General features: G+C 45.0%; 12 protein-coding genes. 6 read left to right on the top strand and 6 right to left on the bottom strand.

What is annotated here, in order from left to right; all coding sequences use genetic code 11:
- The first annotated feature begins 115 nt into the window (after positions 1-115).
- Positions 116-2,278 carry a flotillin family protein gene (locus QUA57_RS08205; RefSeq protein ID WP_333060239.1) on the top strand — a complete coding sequence of 721 codons (2,163 nt, stop codon included), beginning with the start codon at positions 116-118 and terminating at the stop codon, positions 2,276-2,278.
- A gap of 67 nt (positions 2,279-2,345) precedes the next feature.
- Here QUA57_RS08205 and QUA57_RS08200 read toward each other — a convergent pair whose 3' ends face one another.
- A complete protein-coding gene (locus QUA57_RS08200) occupies positions 2,346-2,633 on the bottom strand; it encodes a DUF433 domain-containing protein (RefSeq protein WP_333060238.1) in 288 nt (95 codons plus the stop codon).
- A gap of 120 nt (positions 2,634-2,753) precedes the next feature.
- Here QUA57_RS08200 and QUA57_RS08195 point away from each other — a divergent pair, with 120 nt between their 5' ends.
- Positions 2,754-2,972: a hypothetical protein gene (locus tag QUA57_RS08195; protein ID WP_190734845.1), complete on the top strand. Its 219-nt coding sequence runs from the start codon at positions 2,754-2,756 to the stop codon at positions 2,970-2,972.
- Positions 2,973-2,974: 2 nt separating this feature from the next.
- Positions 2,975-3,310, top strand: coding sequence for a type II toxin-antitoxin system PemK/MazF family toxin (locus QUA57_RS08190; RefSeq protein WP_333060237.1), 336 nt, complete (start codon positions 2,975-2,977; stop codon positions 3,308-3,310).
- 101 nt (positions 3,311-3,411) lie between these two features.
- Here QUA57_RS08190 and QUA57_RS08185 read toward each other — a convergent pair whose 3' ends face one another.
- The 3 genes from QUA57_RS08185 to QUA57_RS08175 all read right to left on the bottom strand — a co-directional run bounded on the left by QUA57_RS08185 (position 3,412) and on the right by QUA57_RS08175 (position 5,792).
- Positions 3,412-3,621, bottom strand: a complete 210-nt coding sequence (locus tag QUA57_RS08185; protein ID WP_333060236.1) for a type II toxin-antitoxin system HicB family antitoxin — start codon at positions 3,619-3,621, stop codon at positions 3,412-3,414.
- Between the two features lie 91 nt (positions 3,622-3,712).
- On the bottom strand, positions 3,713-5,167 hold the full coding sequence (locus QUA57_RS08180) for a serine/threonine-protein kinase (protein WP_333060235.1): 1,455 nt from the start codon (positions 5,165-5,167) through the stop codon (positions 3,713-3,715).
- A gap of 208 nt (positions 5,168-5,375) precedes the next feature.
- Positions 5,376-5,792 carry a transcriptional regulator gene (locus QUA57_RS08175; protein WP_333060234.1) on the bottom strand — a complete coding sequence of 139 codons (417 nt, stop codon included), beginning with the start codon at positions 5,790-5,792 and terminating at the stop codon, positions 5,376-5,378.
- Between the two features lie 195 nt (positions 5,793-5,987).
- Here QUA57_RS08175 and QUA57_RS08170 point away from each other — a divergent pair, with 195 nt between their 5' ends.
- Positions 5,988-6,272, top strand: a complete 285-nt coding sequence (locus QUA57_RS08170) for a DUF2470 domain-containing protein (RefSeq protein ID WP_333251037.1) — start codon at positions 5,988-5,990, stop codon at positions 6,270-6,272.
- Between the two features lie 192 nt (positions 6,273-6,464).
- Entirely contained in the window at positions 6,465-8,102 is a 1,638-nt protein-coding gene (locus QUA57_RS08165) for an AAA family ATPase (protein WP_333060232.1), read from the top strand.
- 80 nt (positions 8,103-8,182) lie between these two features.
- Here the strand turns inward: QUA57_RS08165 and QUA57_RS08160 are convergent, their stop codons facing one another.
- Complete coding sequence (locus QUA57_RS08160) at positions 8,183-9,256, bottom strand: DUF3616 domain-containing protein (protein WP_333060231.1); 1,074 nt, start codon at positions 9,254-9,256, stop codon at positions 8,183-8,185.
- Positions 9,257-9,771: 515 nt separating this feature from the next.
- On the opposite strand from QUA57_RS08160, the gene QUA57_RS08155 reads away from it, so the two are divergent.
- Positions 9,772-10,875 carry a site-2 protease family protein gene (locus QUA57_RS08155; RefSeq protein WP_333041196.1) on the top strand — a complete coding sequence of 368 codons (1,104 nt, stop codon included), beginning with the start codon at positions 9,772-9,774 and terminating at the stop codon, positions 10,873-10,875.
- 602 nt (positions 10,876-11,477) lie between these two features.
- Here QUA57_RS08155 and QUA57_RS08150 read toward each other — a convergent pair.
- The gene (locus QUA57_RS08150; protein ID WP_333060230.1) at positions 11,478-15,143 is read right to left on the bottom strand and encodes a PAS domain S-box protein; all 3,666 of its coding nucleotides are present in this window, start codon (positions 15,141-15,143) and stop codon (positions 11,478-11,480) included.
- Positions 15,144-15,368: the final 225 nt, after the last annotated feature.

Genomic DNA, 15,368 nt, shown 5'->3' with positions numbered 1-15,368 from the left:
TAAATATGACTATTATGACGGCAAATAATGATAAATAAGACCTTAAGTTTTATGTAAAAACTTTTTAGTAAGGCTAAGGTGGAACTCCTAGGACAAATTAGCCCTCATCAAAAAAATGCTTTATTCATTTTTGTCCAAATCTCAAGTCAAAGTCCGCATTTTAAAACAGTTTGCAGCCGCTGTTTCGGCGTCTTTAGCCCTCAGTGCAATAACCAGTTTGAAACCCTCGCCGGTATTAGCCGCTAGCAATATCCCCCCCGCAAATCAAACCTCGACTCAGCTAGCCGCAAAACCTGATTCTAGCTTGCAGCTAGGGCAGTTACGCAGCACTGTTCCCGTGCAGACAATGCAGCTCGATCCGGGGGGATTTATCCCGATCGCGATCGGCGGTATGATAATTATTCTGGTGCTGCCGCTATTTTTTGGCGGATTGGTAGTAATTGGCGATCGGGAAGTCGGAATTGTCAGTAAAAAGTTTACCTTCGGCGGCAAGTCTTTACCGCCCGGAGATTTAATTGCCTTAAACGGAGAAGCTGGATATCAAGCTGATACTTTGCCCCCCGGTTGGCACTGGGGTTATTGGCCTTTGCAGTACAACGTTCGCAAAGAGTCTCTAACTGTAGTTCCCCAAGGTGAAATTGCTTTAATTATCGCCGCCGCCGGCGAGTCGATTCCGCCCCAGCGCATCCTAGGCAAAATCACAGAATGCGACAATTTTCAAGATGCTCGCAAATTTCTTAAAAGCGGTGGCGAAAAAGGTCGCCAACTCGGCATTCTGACGGGCGGCAGCTATCGGATAAATACGGCATTATTTACGGTAATTACAGCAGCTAATGCTCCCAAACACGGGATGACAGCGGAACAATTGAAACTGTACAAAATTGCTCCCGATAAAGTGGGAGTTGTGACAACTTATGACGGCGTTCCGATCCAAGATGGCGAAATTGCAGGGCCGATTATTCCGAATCACGACAACTTCCAAAACGCGCAGAAATTTATCAGCGGCGGCGGGCGGCGCGGTTTGCAGGAACAGGTTTTGCTTTCCGGTTCTTGGAATTTAAATCCTTGGTTTGTCGGGGTGGAACAAGTGCCGATGACCGAAATCCCGATCGGCTATGTCGGCGCGGTTATTTCCTATGTCGGCAAAACCTCAGAAGATGTCAGCGGCGCTGCTTTCACTCACGGAAATTTAGTAAATGTCGGCAATAAAGGGGTTTGGGTAACTCCCCTTTATCCGGGGAAACATCCGCTGAACACTCGCATTTTGAAAGTAGAGTTAGTGCCGACTACTAATATAGTATTGAATTGGTCTGGCAAAACAGAAAGGCACAGTTACGATTCTAAACTTTCGTCTTTAACCGTGCGTTCTCAAGATGGTTTCGCCTTTGATTTAGAAGTAGCTCAGATTATTCACGTTGGAGCTTTGGATGCTCCGAAAGTTATCTCTCGCGTCGGTTCAATGCAGAACTTAGTTGACCATGTTTTGCAGCCGACAATTGGGAATTATTTCCGCAATTCGGCTCAAGCTTATTCTGTATTAGATTTTCTCTCGGCAAGAAGCGGCAGACAAGCCGAAGCCGCCGAGTATATCAAAGCAGCTTTGCGTACCTACGACGTGCAGGCAATTGATACTTTAATCGGTGATATTTTGCCGCCAGCAGAGTTGATGCAAACTCAAACAGATCGCAAAATAGCTGAGGAACAGTGCAAGACTTATGAGGTGCAGCAATTAGCACAAACTCAGCGGCAACAATTGGTGCGGGAAACGGCGCTGGCTGAGATTCAACAAGAGATGGTGAAATCCGAACAAGGCGTGAAGATTTCTGAGTTGAAAGCGAATTCTCAGGTGAAACAAGCTCAAGGTGAAGCTGAGTCGATTCGGGTGAAGGGAAATGCTCAAGCTGAAGCTTATCGCGCGGGTGTTGTGGCTTTGGGTGCTTCCGGTTATACGGCTTTGCAGTTAATGCAAATTATAGGCGATCGCAACGTGCGAGTTGTGCCGGATGTTGCGGTAACAGGCAACGGTAGCGGTGGCGGTTTGGTTGATGGTTTGCTGGGAATGATGATGTGGAATCAAACGAGCAAAAATGGAGAAAATGGCGGGGAGTTACCGGTAGTTAACCTACAGAAATCGGAACCTGCGGCAAAGTTACCGGTAGCCAAGGTGCATTCAGCAAAGCCGCCGGCATCTCGCGCTAATTCCCCTGTTGCCAATTCTGAGGCTGATATTGATTCGCGATTTGATGAATTGCCGTTTGACGATCGATCTTTTAGTTAAGCTGTGCAGTTTGTACGATAGAATACTCATATACCTGACTTCTTTAAGAAGTCAGGGTATCTAACGATTAACTCCCCACTTTGTGTTCATTGGCTAAGCGATCGCACTCAGCTTCTTCCATCGCAATATCGGCATCAATTTGCTCTTTATTGGCGTAGTAGTAAGCTAATGCTGCATGAACTTGTGCTAAATTTAAGTGGGGAATTTCTGCAATAATTTCTTCTGATTTCATCCCCATTTTGTACCAAACAGCGATTCGTTGAACTGTTATTCTAGTGCCTGCGATGCGGGGGCGATTTCCACAGGTTTCTGGTGTGGAAATGATGAGAATGCCAATATCAGTTAAAGTTGGCATAGGTGAATCTGGGGTTAAAAATTAAAATTTGAGTATAGCATAAATTTATTAATTTTTTGAGCTATAATCAAATCAACTTGCCCTAAGTGTTCCACAAGATAAGAAGCAAGAGGATTTGCTATGTTAACTACTGTTCGAGAAGTTTACGATCGCGTTCTGTCTACCCTTTCACCAAAGGATAGACTGCGCTTGGCAACTCTTATTCTCAACGATTTGGTGCAGCAAAATCTGTCGGTTGTCGATGAAAGCGAGACTTGGACTGAGGAAGATAAACTCGATGTGACGGCATTTTCTTTGCAGTACGCGGCAACCATTTTTTCTGAAAATGAGGAGATGTAATAGTGTCTTTTAATCCTGGTGATGTGGTGACAGTTGATTTTCCTGGTGTCACTGGCATTAAACGTCGTCCGGCTGTAATTCTATCATCAGTTACCTATAACACAACCCGCTCTGATGTAATAGCTGGACTCCTTACTACACAGACCACTGCTTTAACTTTAACTGATTATATACTCCAAGATTGGGCCGCAGCAGGTTTACGAGTCGCTTCAGTTTTTCGCAGTTTTATTGTCACTCTACCCCCATCTTCCAACTTAGTTCTAATTGGTCATCTGTCGGAACGTGACTGGAAGGAGGTTCGTGCTTGCTTGAAAGTAGCTCTTGCGGATTTGGAATGATATAGTTGTTACTGTTTGACTAAGAAGTGTTCGATAACATCCTCTTTAGAGCAGATTATAATTGAATTTTGCCGACTTAATCTATGAAATATTTTGCCCTACTACCATGCTTCTACATACTCACATAGAGTAGTGGGTTCGGGAATGGGTAAACCCTCCTCTCGCAACCCTTCTAAGTGAAATTCGATCGCTTCTTTAATTTCCTGCTGTACTTCCGCAAGGGTAGCGCCTGTGGCTGCACATCCGGGTAAATCTGGCGCATAAGCTGAATAGTTATTGGGTGTTTTTTCAATGACAATGGCATAACGCATTAGTTGAGATCCTCATCTTGATGATTGGTTTCGACTTCGTTAGGTTTTTGTTGCTCTCTAATTTCTTTGAATTGAGCTTGGTTTGAGAATATTATTCGATGTGCCAGGGGCTATTACAGCTATTGATGCGACGGGCAATATAACAACTACGAGAGTACCTAACCAACGAATGACAAACGAAAGATGTCAACACACACACCAAGCAAAAACCCAAATTAACGCCAGGCGAAACACCCGAAACAGGAACTATCGCCAAAGCAATAAAACACACACCAAATAACAAACTAACCAACAACAACCACAACGGCTCCCACGTACCACACCAAGGAAGGTGGCCACTAGGTGCTAGCAGATTAAAAGTTAGGTTATCGTCTGTTAACCATTCACCTTTTTTTCGCCAACCGACGCTCTCACCCAGCTTTTTTTCAGTCTTTTCATCCACTTTACCGCCCACTTCCAACCAGATTTTTTTCTGGACACTAAAACCAAAGTGACCTTGACTGTATTTTACCCACAATTGGTCGATCATTCGTAAATCATCGCAAGGAAAATTATCGATGGATTTCCTATTTAACCAACCTTGATCCTCTCGTCTAGCAGCTTTCAGCATCAGCTCGAATGTTTCTTTATTCGCCTCTTTCCACTTCCCCGCAGCCAATAAATCCCGCAGACGAGTGTAATCAACACCCCGCGCCGATTTAAGCTGTACCGAAACACTGGGAATCGTTAACGGAATCGGTTCCCGGAGATAACTCAACCAATCTTTCATCGACTGCGGCCGCTTTTCCGCTGCGTCTGCCATCCCTTTTTCTATTGCTAAACTTACCCAATCTTTTACCCCAAAATTTTTCGCAGGTGGCAATGCTTCATTTCTAAAATGCCGATTGAGGGAAGCTGTTGGTACTTTTCCCGTTACTGCATAATATAAAGATGCAGCTAAAGCATAAATATCAACCGTTGGTTTACCACTACCTTCGATATGCTGTTCCCAAGGAGCAAAAGCAGGGTTATGAGGATGTCTGCTACTAATAATAGTTGGCATTAATTCACTCGCTAGCCCAAAATCAATTAATACTGCTTGCCCGTTGGGACGCAACATAATATTCCCCGGATGGGCATCTCGATGGACAATTCCTGCTTGGTGAACATCACTTAATGCTTCTCCCATTTGGCGGATAAGTGCCACCGCTTCTGTATCCGGGAGTCGCCCCCGTTGCCGTACTGTATCAAATAAACTTTGGCCGACAATTAAATTCATTACCAAACAGTGAAGGCCTTTTTCCTCAAACAAATCGCTAATGCGGACAATTCCAGGATGCGCGTTTTGGCAAAATTTTGCTAAGATTTGCCCTTCGCGGATAAATCTGCGGACGAAGTGGGCGTATTCCGGGTCGTTTTGCAAACTCACATTCGGTGTTTTGAGGACAACTTGATAGTTGAGTTGCAAATGTGTTGCTTTGTAGGTAAGGCCAAATCCCCCTTGTGCGAGGATGGTGTCGATGCGGAGAGGGCGAGTTTTGAGGATTTGTCCGGGCGTCCACAGCATGGCAGGTTGGTTAAATACTCTTTAGTTGCTAATTATGATAAACTGTCTCGCCTTTAAAAAGCAATGAAAAGGAAGCATTCTCAGGATTTACGCACTCCGATGCAAGCAACCGGGTTTTTAGAGAATCTCTCGGTGACAATACGTCTTACCGTAAAAACCAGGTTTCTGGACTAAAGTCCTTACTACAAACAAAAATATGTTTTTCAATTCAAGCAGTTGTTTTAACTCGATGCAACGGAAAGAAAACAGCCGGCGATACGCCGAAAAAATCTGCAAGTTTTTGTATGTGCTCGGTTGTAAGTTGGCGCTTTTCACGGAGGATATCTGAGACAATAGACTCGGTTTTAAAAATAGGAACTAGGTCTTTTTGTCTGAGTTCAAATTCTTCGATTAAAGCCTTTAATAATTCTACTCCGTAAATGTCAGGTATGGGTTCTAAAGTTTGCTCGTACTCATAAACCATAGTTCCTAGTACATGGAGGTAGTCGCGTTCGTCTGGAGTCAGTTCGCCTTTGTCCAACAAAGAATCGATCGCTTCTTGAGTTGCCATTAACTCCTCCTCAGCAGTTATGGGTCGCGGCGGAAATGTTTTGAGTAGTTCGATATAAGCGCTATAGTTTTTCATTTGATTAGGGAATATTAAGCTAATATTTTATCATTTTAGTTGAATGATTTGATTGTTTAACCGCAGATGAACGCCGATTAACGCGGATATAATTTAGTTATTTATCCCTCATAAATCTTGAGGCAATTCCTGGCTCTTGAAATCTTTGTACCGATCGCAGTACAATCGATCGATATTGCATCTGAGGAATCTCCCATGTCAGAACCGTTTTCTACTGAGATTAGCGATCGCATCTGCACTCACATGAACGAAGACCACGCTAGTGCTGTAGTGCTGTACGCTCAAGCATTTGGCGACCAACCGGAGGCAACGGAAGCTCAAATGCTCGCTATTGATGCCAATGGCATGGATTTAACCGCTAAAGTCAACGACGAAACAGTGCCTGTTAGAGTAAATTTCGATCGCACTTTAAAAGACGCCGAAGATGCTCACCACACTCTCATTGAAATGGTGAAACAAGCTCGAAAAGTGCCTAAATAGCCAATTGCGTACTATTCTGTTATAATTTTAACGTTGGCAGTACGGACTTTAGTGCGGCTAAATACTTGTTAAGGACTAAAGTCCTTACTACCAACCTTTAGTGCGGTTAAATCCTTTTTAAGGACTAAAGTCCTGACTGCAAACAAAATATTTAATAATAAAGTTGAATATATATCTAAGATATCAAATAAAATGACAGAAAATTACCCTAAAGCCAGAAAAAATGATGCCGTCGATGGCAGTAAAAATAACCATTTCGAGGCACTGGTAAAGCGACTAGATTTGATGATTCGCGCCCGCTATTCGCTGCTGTACATTGTCGGCGCGGAGGAGGAACCGGTCGAAGCCGTAATTGCCCAAGTAGCGCTGCAAGTAACTCCCCCGCGCCGGGTGTTATTCTGGGATCTCGTGCGCGGCTGGGAGGATAACGGTTCTGGGAAAGGTTCGGTAATGGCGGCGCTCGATCGCGTCAGCAAAACTGCTGTTGAAGAATATACCATATTTGTACTGCGGGATTTGCACCCAACTTTGAAATATCCCTACAGCGAAAAAAGCGCCCCGGTAGTGCGAGAATTGCGGAATTTAACGCGGGAATTGAAGCGCAGCAAAAAAACTATAGTTCTTACTTCTCACACGCTGGAATTGCCCGAAGAATTGAAAGAAGAAGTAACAGTAATTGATTTTCCTTTGCCCAACGTGCAAGAAATCGACAGTTTAATTTCCCACGTTGTGGAAAAGCCGCAACAGTTGCAAGTTAGCGGTTTAGCAAGGGAACAGTTGGTTAAAGCTTGTCAGGGTTTGAGCCGCGCTAGAATCGGGCGGGTTTTGGCTAAAGCTTTGGCCGCCAAACAGCAAATTAACGAGTCAGATATTGACGGAGTTTTGGAGGAAAAACAGCAAGCAATTCGCCAAACGGGCATTTTGGAGTTTTTCAACTCCCGAGAATCCCTAAAAAGTGTGGGCGGCTTGGAGAATTTGAAACAGTGGGTAAAAATGCGGCAAGATGCTTTTACTGACGAAGCGCGTCGCTACGGTATACCGAATCCGAAAGGAGTTTTGTTAGTAGGAATTCAAGGAACGGGCAAATCTTTATCTGCGAAAACAATAGCCTCAGAATGGCGTTTGCCGCTGTTGCGGTTGGATACTGGGAGATTGTTTGGCGGCGTGGTCGGAGAAAGCGAAAGCCGCGTCAGGCAAATGATACAATTAGCAGAGGCGATCGCACCTTGCGTTTTGTGGATTGATGAAATAGATAAAGCCTTTGGCAACATTATCAGCGGTAGCGACGGCGACTCGGGAACTTCACGTCGCGTATTCGGCAGTTTGATTACTTGGATGCAGGAAAAAACCAGTCCGGTGTTTATTGTTGCAACTGCAAATAACGTCAGGATTTTGCCGGCAGAGTTGCTGAGAAAGGGCAGGTTTGATGAAATTTTCTTTTTGAATTTGCCCTCAGAATCGGAACGGCAAGATATTTTTAAAGTGCATTTGCAGCGATTGCGGCCGACTAGATTGCGCGAGTTTGATTTGGCGGTTTTGGCCAAACGCGCTGAAAATTTTAGCGGTGCAGAAATTGAGCAAGTGGTAATAGATGGATTGTATCGGGCCTTTGGAACTTTTGTAAACGGACAGCGCCGGGATTTGATGACCGAGGATATTTTGAGGGCGATCGAGGATACAGTACCTTTAGCTGCGATCGCGCGATCGCAAATTGAAGATTTGAAGCGCTGGGCGGCGGAAGCTGGCGCGAGAACAGCTTCTAACGATACTCACTTAATTGATGAATTGAAACGCTACAGCCAGCGGCGGAGGGATGCGATCGACAATTAACTTAATTTGGCATCTGTTTGTAGTCAGGACTTCAGTCCTTATTCCTGATTCACCAAAACTTGCTCGGACTAAATTCCTCACTACAAATTCAACCTAAAAATATCCGCCAGAATACTATTTTGCTCAACCATTCTCTCCCCATCCGGCGAATCGTAAACCACTAACAGCGAATTCTGCTCCCCCAAATACGGAAACAGGCTCAACCCTTCAGCATTGTCCGTACCCACTTTAAAAGGCAAGTCAAACAATACCTCCAAATCTCCCCCATCTTGCCCCGTAATACTGTCGCCCGATCGCCCTAAAATTCCCTTTAACCGAAAAACCCTCGTCGCCCCCGATAAAGTCATCGTCGGCCCGGCTAAAACAATTAAATCTTTCCCGTTCCAGCACAATTCTCGCACGCCCAAACCGTTCAAATCAACAAAATGTTTGTTGTACAATTTCCCTCCTTTCCCAATTTCCTTAAGTTTTAAAACTCCCGGTTCTGCCTCTTCAACTTCTATTTCTAAAATAATTGCCCAACCCCGCAGTACAGGTCCCCGCAAACCAATAAAAATCCGATTTCCGCGCACCGCCAACCCTTCAATATCAAAGCCATTTTCTTTACTCGGAATCGGCACAGATAAATATAGACCCAGGTGGCTGTCATCTTTGAGCGCGTCTGTCAGCAAATTGCCCGTTTCTGTCCGCTGAAGGCATCCCACTTTCTGTTCCCTTTGATTGTCTGAATGGGAAATTGACTCGCACAAAATCCCGTCTTTCATAGGAATGCGCGCCAGCAAATAACGGTTGACATCTGTCTCTATTTCTGCTAATCTTTTAATGTCTTTGTCTGCGTTTTTGCCTTTAGCTTTGTTGCGTTTTGTGCTGTGAGAACCGACCAGCCAAAGATAATCGCTGCTGAAATCAATTCCTTCAATATCGATTTCGGATTGTCCAGATAGATCGATAAAATCTGCGATCGCAAATCTTTTATGTTCTCCAAAAATATGAGGCGCCACAGGCGACAAACGCTCGATCGAAGCCGTTTCATCGGAACCCAGCCACAAATTGCCATCGGGAGTTACAGCAACAGCGGATAAGTCTGTAATAATATCAGCGGCTTCGCTGTTGAATTGCAACAGCAGCCGACCGAGCAAAAAAGATTCTGGCATAATTATTAGCACTAAAACTATTCTTAGGGTAAGTCATTATAGCTAAAGTTGCTTGAAACTGATATCTTGCCACAGTTGTAATAGTCAGCCGGGGGATTAATTCCCCCTCTCAAAGCTTGCATTCGGTTAAAAGTGAGATATTGCCCCATTCTCAATAAGGCTTTTATGGGCGGGCGAGGAGCAACGGCCCACAAGAAAGTAAATTCATCTGTTGTGGAACAGGCATCTTGCGTGTTCATGACAGAGGTGCAAGATGTGAGTTAAAACCCATTGAAAATTAAAACATAAAACTAAAACAAATATCCTCCTCAAGCCTCATAGCGAAAACTTCCGTTTTGAGATAAAGATTTTTAACCCCTAGCGGGCAAAACCGCAGTCGGCGTTGATTATTCCGCAAACCGAACCTCGACAGACGGATAACACCCTAATTGAAGCATTAACATCGCCGTTACGTTTCGTTACGATAAGGAGACAGAGAGAAAAACCTCTCATTCGTAAAATCAGAGGTAGCCATTATGAACGGTACATTTCGCGTCGGCAACCTGTTTGGGATTCCCTTCTTTGTCAACGCATCTTGGTTTTTAGTTCTGGGTTTAGTAACCTGGCAGTACGGCGGCGCACTAGCTGCCCTGTTTCCCACATTGGGCCCCGTAGCGCCCTGGATGCTGGGATTCTTGACAGCGTTACTGTTATTTGCTTCCGTCTTAGCCCACGAATTAGGACACAGTTGGGTAGCCATTAAACAGGGAATTGGCGTGAAATCAATTTCGCTATTTCTGTTTGGCGGACTGGCTAATTTGGAAAGAGAATCCAAAACCCCAGCCGAAGCATTTTGGGTAGCGATTGCAGGCCCGTTGGTCAGCTTATTGTTATCCGGTTTGTTAACAGCGATCGGCATTGGTGCTGGTCTCACAGGCCCCGCCGCCGCCATCGTCGGACTTTTAGCTTCCATCAACTTAGTTCTAGCCTTATTTAACTTAATTCCCGGTTTGCCCCTCGACGGCGGCAACATCCTCAAAGCGATCGTCTGGAAAATTACCGGCAACCCTTACAAAGGTGTAATTTTTGCTAGCCGCGTCGGTCAAATAATTGGTTGGATTGCCATTGCTACAGGCGTATTCGGCAATATCTGGAATCTAGTAATCGGTTGGTTCTTACTGCAAAATGCCGGTCAATCTGCCCAATATGCCACAGTCCAAAATCAACTGGCAGGCCTGACAGCCGCAGATGCTGTGACCCCCGAAAGTCCGATCGTCTCCCAAGACTTGTCCCTCAGAGAATTTGCCAACAACTACGTGATCGGTAGCACTCAAACCTGGCGCAGGTTCCTGGCAACAGATGATGCCGGACAATTGGTAGGTGCGATCGACCTTGACGACCTCAAAACCATTCCTACCGGAACTTGGCCCCAAGTTTTAGTGAAAGAACTCCTGAAGCCGATCGAATTTTCCACCACCGTCAAACCAGAATTATCCCTCCTCGAAGTCGTCACCCTTCTGGAACAGCTAAAAGTACAAGAACTCCCCGTCATTCGCGAAAACGGTGTCCTCGTCGGACTTGTAGAAAAAGCTGAAATTGCCCGCCTGCTACAAAGACGAGCCGAAGCGAACCCTGCTTGATATCCTCAGATACTTGACAAATAATAGTTAACCCCCTCGATTTCTCCTTACCAAAAGGGCGATCGGGGGGGTTAACTCTAGCTTCAAAAAAGTCAAGTCAAACACTCAATTATTAGCAGCCAATCATATCATTTCCGGTTACACTCCTTATGATGTTGACTGTTGACTGTTCACAGTCAACAGTCAACAGTCAACTCGAATTTACTATTCCGATGCTAACGGATTTGATATCAAGCATGATAATTATCAGAGTGTATTGACCTTTGAGCGAGGATTTTATGCTATCTCATGACTATTGGGGCAGCAGCTACAATAACTGTTCGGGGAGCATCTCTGCCGAGATGCTCCCCACAACAACTTTATAGATAATATCAAATCCGGGGCGCCGGAATGATATCAAGTCCACGCTTCATCGTCAGGCGTAAAGTCGAATCAAGCCGCCAACAAATAATTCGCGCAATTTTCATTTTTTTGACCCTCCTTCTACAGTCAACAGTCAACAGTCAACAATGATAAGGAGTGCAACCGAAATCGATATAACGTGAGCTTAGTCGCACCCGAAAACTCAGCAAATTTATAGGAGAAGATGCACATTGCGTCCCCTACAGATCAATTTCCGCGATCAAATCTAGTATTTTTTGATAATCAAAATTATATAGATGATTCATCAGAACTTCCGCCAAAACCTCATTATCGCTGCCGATTTCCTCAATACTTGTGGCAATCAAGTCGAAGTCAGCCTCACGGACTGCCTGTTTTAGATTGCTCGTCCATTCTGGGGGAACTTTCGGCTTGGAGTCCAGCGTAAATATTGCAGCACTATCAGATATTTTTTCTTGTACCATTCTTGAACTTTGCGATAAATCATTGACTTCAACATATTTATTGATGACTTCACCCGCCCCCGCTGCGGTAACAACTTGAATGTCAAACTTGAAGACTGTGCCGTGTCCCACTTCGCTCTCGACAGTAATGTCGCCCCCCATTAATCTTATGAACTCGCGGCTGATGTTTAATCCTAAACCCGTACCTGTTTGAACTTTCTTTTCTGATGAAGTTTGCACCAATAATTCAAATATGCTTTCTAATTTTTCCGGGAAAATACCAACTCCTGTATCGGCTATTTCAAAACTAATAAAAAGAGTTTGTTGAGGTTCTCCACTATTTACAAATTCGTTTTCGGCAGGCTTAATTATTCCTTCTTGCTTGGAGCATACGGTGATTAAAACTGAACCATACTGGGTAAATTTAACCGCATTATCTAATAGATTAATCAACACTTGTCGCAACTTAAAATCATCAGTTTGCACGTATTGGGGAACATCGGAATAGCAGTCAATAATTACTTGCAATCCTTTATTTTTTGCCGTAATTAAAAACATATTTTGCACGTCTTCCAGCAAGCGGTACAAGTCAAAAATTTTGGCGTTGAGTGCCATCCGCCCACCTTCTATTTTAGATAAGTCTAAGACTTGATTGATCAGTTGAAGCAGGTGTTCTCCGCTGCGACGAATAATTTTGATATTTTCTTTCTCCGACAAAGTTAAATTAGCGCTGGGTTCCATTAATTGAGCGAAGCCGAGAATGGCGTTGAGGGGAGTTCGCAATTCGTGGCTCATGTTGGCTAGAAAGAGGCTTTTAGTTTTGTTGGCAGCTTCGGCGGCTTCTTTGGCTTGTTGGAGTTCTTGTTCTGCTTGTTTGCGATCGCTCGTATCAATGATTATGCCGTGCCAGACAATATCTCCATTTTCGCGCAATTCTGGTCGAGAATAACCTTGCAGCCATTTGAGTTTTCCCGAGGCTGTCACAATCCGCCACTCGTGGGAAAATGGTTCGAGATCAGTGGCACTTTTGACAATTGCCTGGAAGTGACTGGATCGATCGTCCGGGTGTATTTGTTCGTAGAATAAAGCAGAGTTGTTCTGGATTTCCTCCGGCTCTAATTCTTGAATTTCTCGGCACAGAGGACTGATATATTCCATCTTGACTGAGCCGTCGGGATGCTGCACGAATATGTAAAGTTCTCCGGGAACAGTGTTCGCTAATTTGTGAAACAGAGCTTCGCTTTTTTGCAAGGCTAATTGTGCTTGTTTGCGATCGCCAATATCAATCCCAAATCCAAACAAAAAATCCAGACTGCCACCTTCGTCGAGCACCGGTGTGCCGTGCCACTCGACTAACAAAGTCCGATCGTCCGAAGTGAGAATGCGATGTTCGTTAACCGTTTGCTCCCGCGCTGTTACGCCCGTAAAAATCGAATGTAATCCGGCTCGATCGCTTGGGGGTACAAATGTAGCTAAGTAATCTTTGCCTGCAACTTCTGTGGCAGTATAGCCCACCGCTTCCAGCATACAGTTATTCGCCAGCAGGATTTTACCCTCAGAGTCGATCGCCACAAAAAAAATCGGAGAATTTTCGATAATCTTTAAGTTAAAGTCGCGCTCTTGACGGATAATTTTGTCAGCTTGCTTGCGCTCCTCAATTTCGAGCTGCAAACGGGCATTGATCGAGGCTAGCTCGATCGTGCGCTCGACTACTTCAATTTCGAGGGTACGGTTGTAGTCAGTCAATATTTGCTCTGCCTGTTTGCGAGCCGTAATATCTTTAAAAACAGTAAGAACATAAAGGATATTCCCCGCACCGTCAAACACCGGCAGCGCTCGCACTTCCAAACGAATATTTTTCCCGTCTCGGCGAATATCCACATCTTCAGCAATCACCTCCAAGCCACTCAACGCCCGCACAAACGGCATTTGCTCGACCGGGTATAGTTGATTAGTGCCTGCTATATAAATTTGATAAGCTTCTGCTAGCTCTGCTGCGGTGGCATCGGGCATTTCTCCCCTACCCAATATCTGCTCTCCCGCCCAATTGATGAAAATAAATGCACCACCCGGAGTCATCGCCGAGACTCCAACAGGCAAATTTTCTACCAGCTTGGCAAATTTTTCTTCACTTTCTGCCAAAGCTTGAAAAGACTGTTTCAGTTGAGCTGCCATCTCGTTGAAAGAGTGCGCTAATTCGCCGACTTCCTCAAGCCTACTGACAGCAACAGGGCGATCGAACTCTCTGACGGCAATATCTTTAGCTGCTTCGTTGAGCCGCAGCAGCGGCAGCGTTACCCACCTAGCTGTCAGCACTCCAGCAATTGTCGATAGCAGCAGCGCCGCCCAACAAAGTAAAATTGTAGTGCGCGTATTTTTGTTGATTTGCCCCATGAAATCTGATTCGGGAACTGCGATCGCAATCAGCCAGTTCAAACCGTAAACATCAGAAAAGGGCAGCACTTCCACAAAATATTCCTCCCCGTCTCGGCTAAATTGCAGTTGCTGCCGCTGCTGAATGTCGCCAAAGCCCCCGAAGTTTTCGTACAAATATTTAGCTGCAGTGCGAATGACAGGATTTTGGCTGTCTAAAACATTCACCCGCTGCAGTTGCGGCTTTCCAGACATCTTTCTAAAGGGTGATTCTTGACTCGAACTGGCAACCAGCAAGCCCGATCGTTCGATCGCGAAAATTTGTCCCGTTTTGCTAAGCTTGATGCGATGGAGATATTGCTGAAGCTCCGAGAGCGAAAAGTCTACTGCACTAACTCCCAGCAATTTACCATTTCGAGCGCGAATCGGTTGGCTGGCAGCAATAAAAACCGTCCCAGGAGTAAAACCCGGATAAATGCTCGTCCAAATCGGTTTATTAGCTGCGACAGCTTCCTTGTACCAGGGGCGGAGACGGGCATCGTAGGTTCTGGGTTCTGCCTTTAATTTAGCGGTGCGAGTGCCGTTGCCGTCTGTAGCGTAGTAAATGCTGTGAAAGTTGCTAGACTTGTTCGCCGCGACAATTTGCAAGCTGTTATGCGTGGGGTTGCGCCAAATGCCGAGATATTCTCCTGATTTTTCAGCGCCGAAGGATATCCATTGAATGCTTTTAAAAGATCGCATTTGCTGCCAGAGGAACTTCTCTCCCCGAGGCTGTGGCTTTTCTAACTGTAAGTTTAATTCACCGCGCTCGATCGCTTCAGCGTTAAGTTGATTTACCCACTGGGTATGTTCGAGAAAAGAAATCAGCTTTTCTTCAACTCTCTTTCCCGTCTCCGCGATCAATTTCTCGGCGAGATCTTCGACTGCTTTGTCTCCGTTGCGAAAGGACAGATACCCGACAATCCCCACTCCTGCGACGATTTGCAGCACAAAAGAGGCCACTAGAAGGCGACGCAGGGAGATTTTTGGTTGGTGTTGAGAAGTTTTACTCGCGAATCGGGGCAACGGCATAGGCTGATGACTAATTGCTCCCTAACACTTTAACTGTTCCAGCCTGTATTTTCACTTAGGGGCGATCAAGGTGTTTCCTTGCCCTCAAAACACCTCCCACACAGACACATAAAATTTTAGATTTTAGATTTTAGGTTAAATAATTGGGAATGAATGATCAAGCTCGTGCTTTCGAGCTGCGCTACAGTTGCATTCTTTCTTTTTTTCAACTGGTATGACGCACTG

It is taken from the genome of Microcoleus sp. Pol7_B2, from assembly GCF_036701035.1.
GTDB lineage: Bacteria > Cyanobacteriota > Cyanobacteriia > Cyanobacteriales > Microcoleaceae > Microcoleus.
This window is presented reverse-complemented; position numbering and strand designations above follow the sequence as displayed.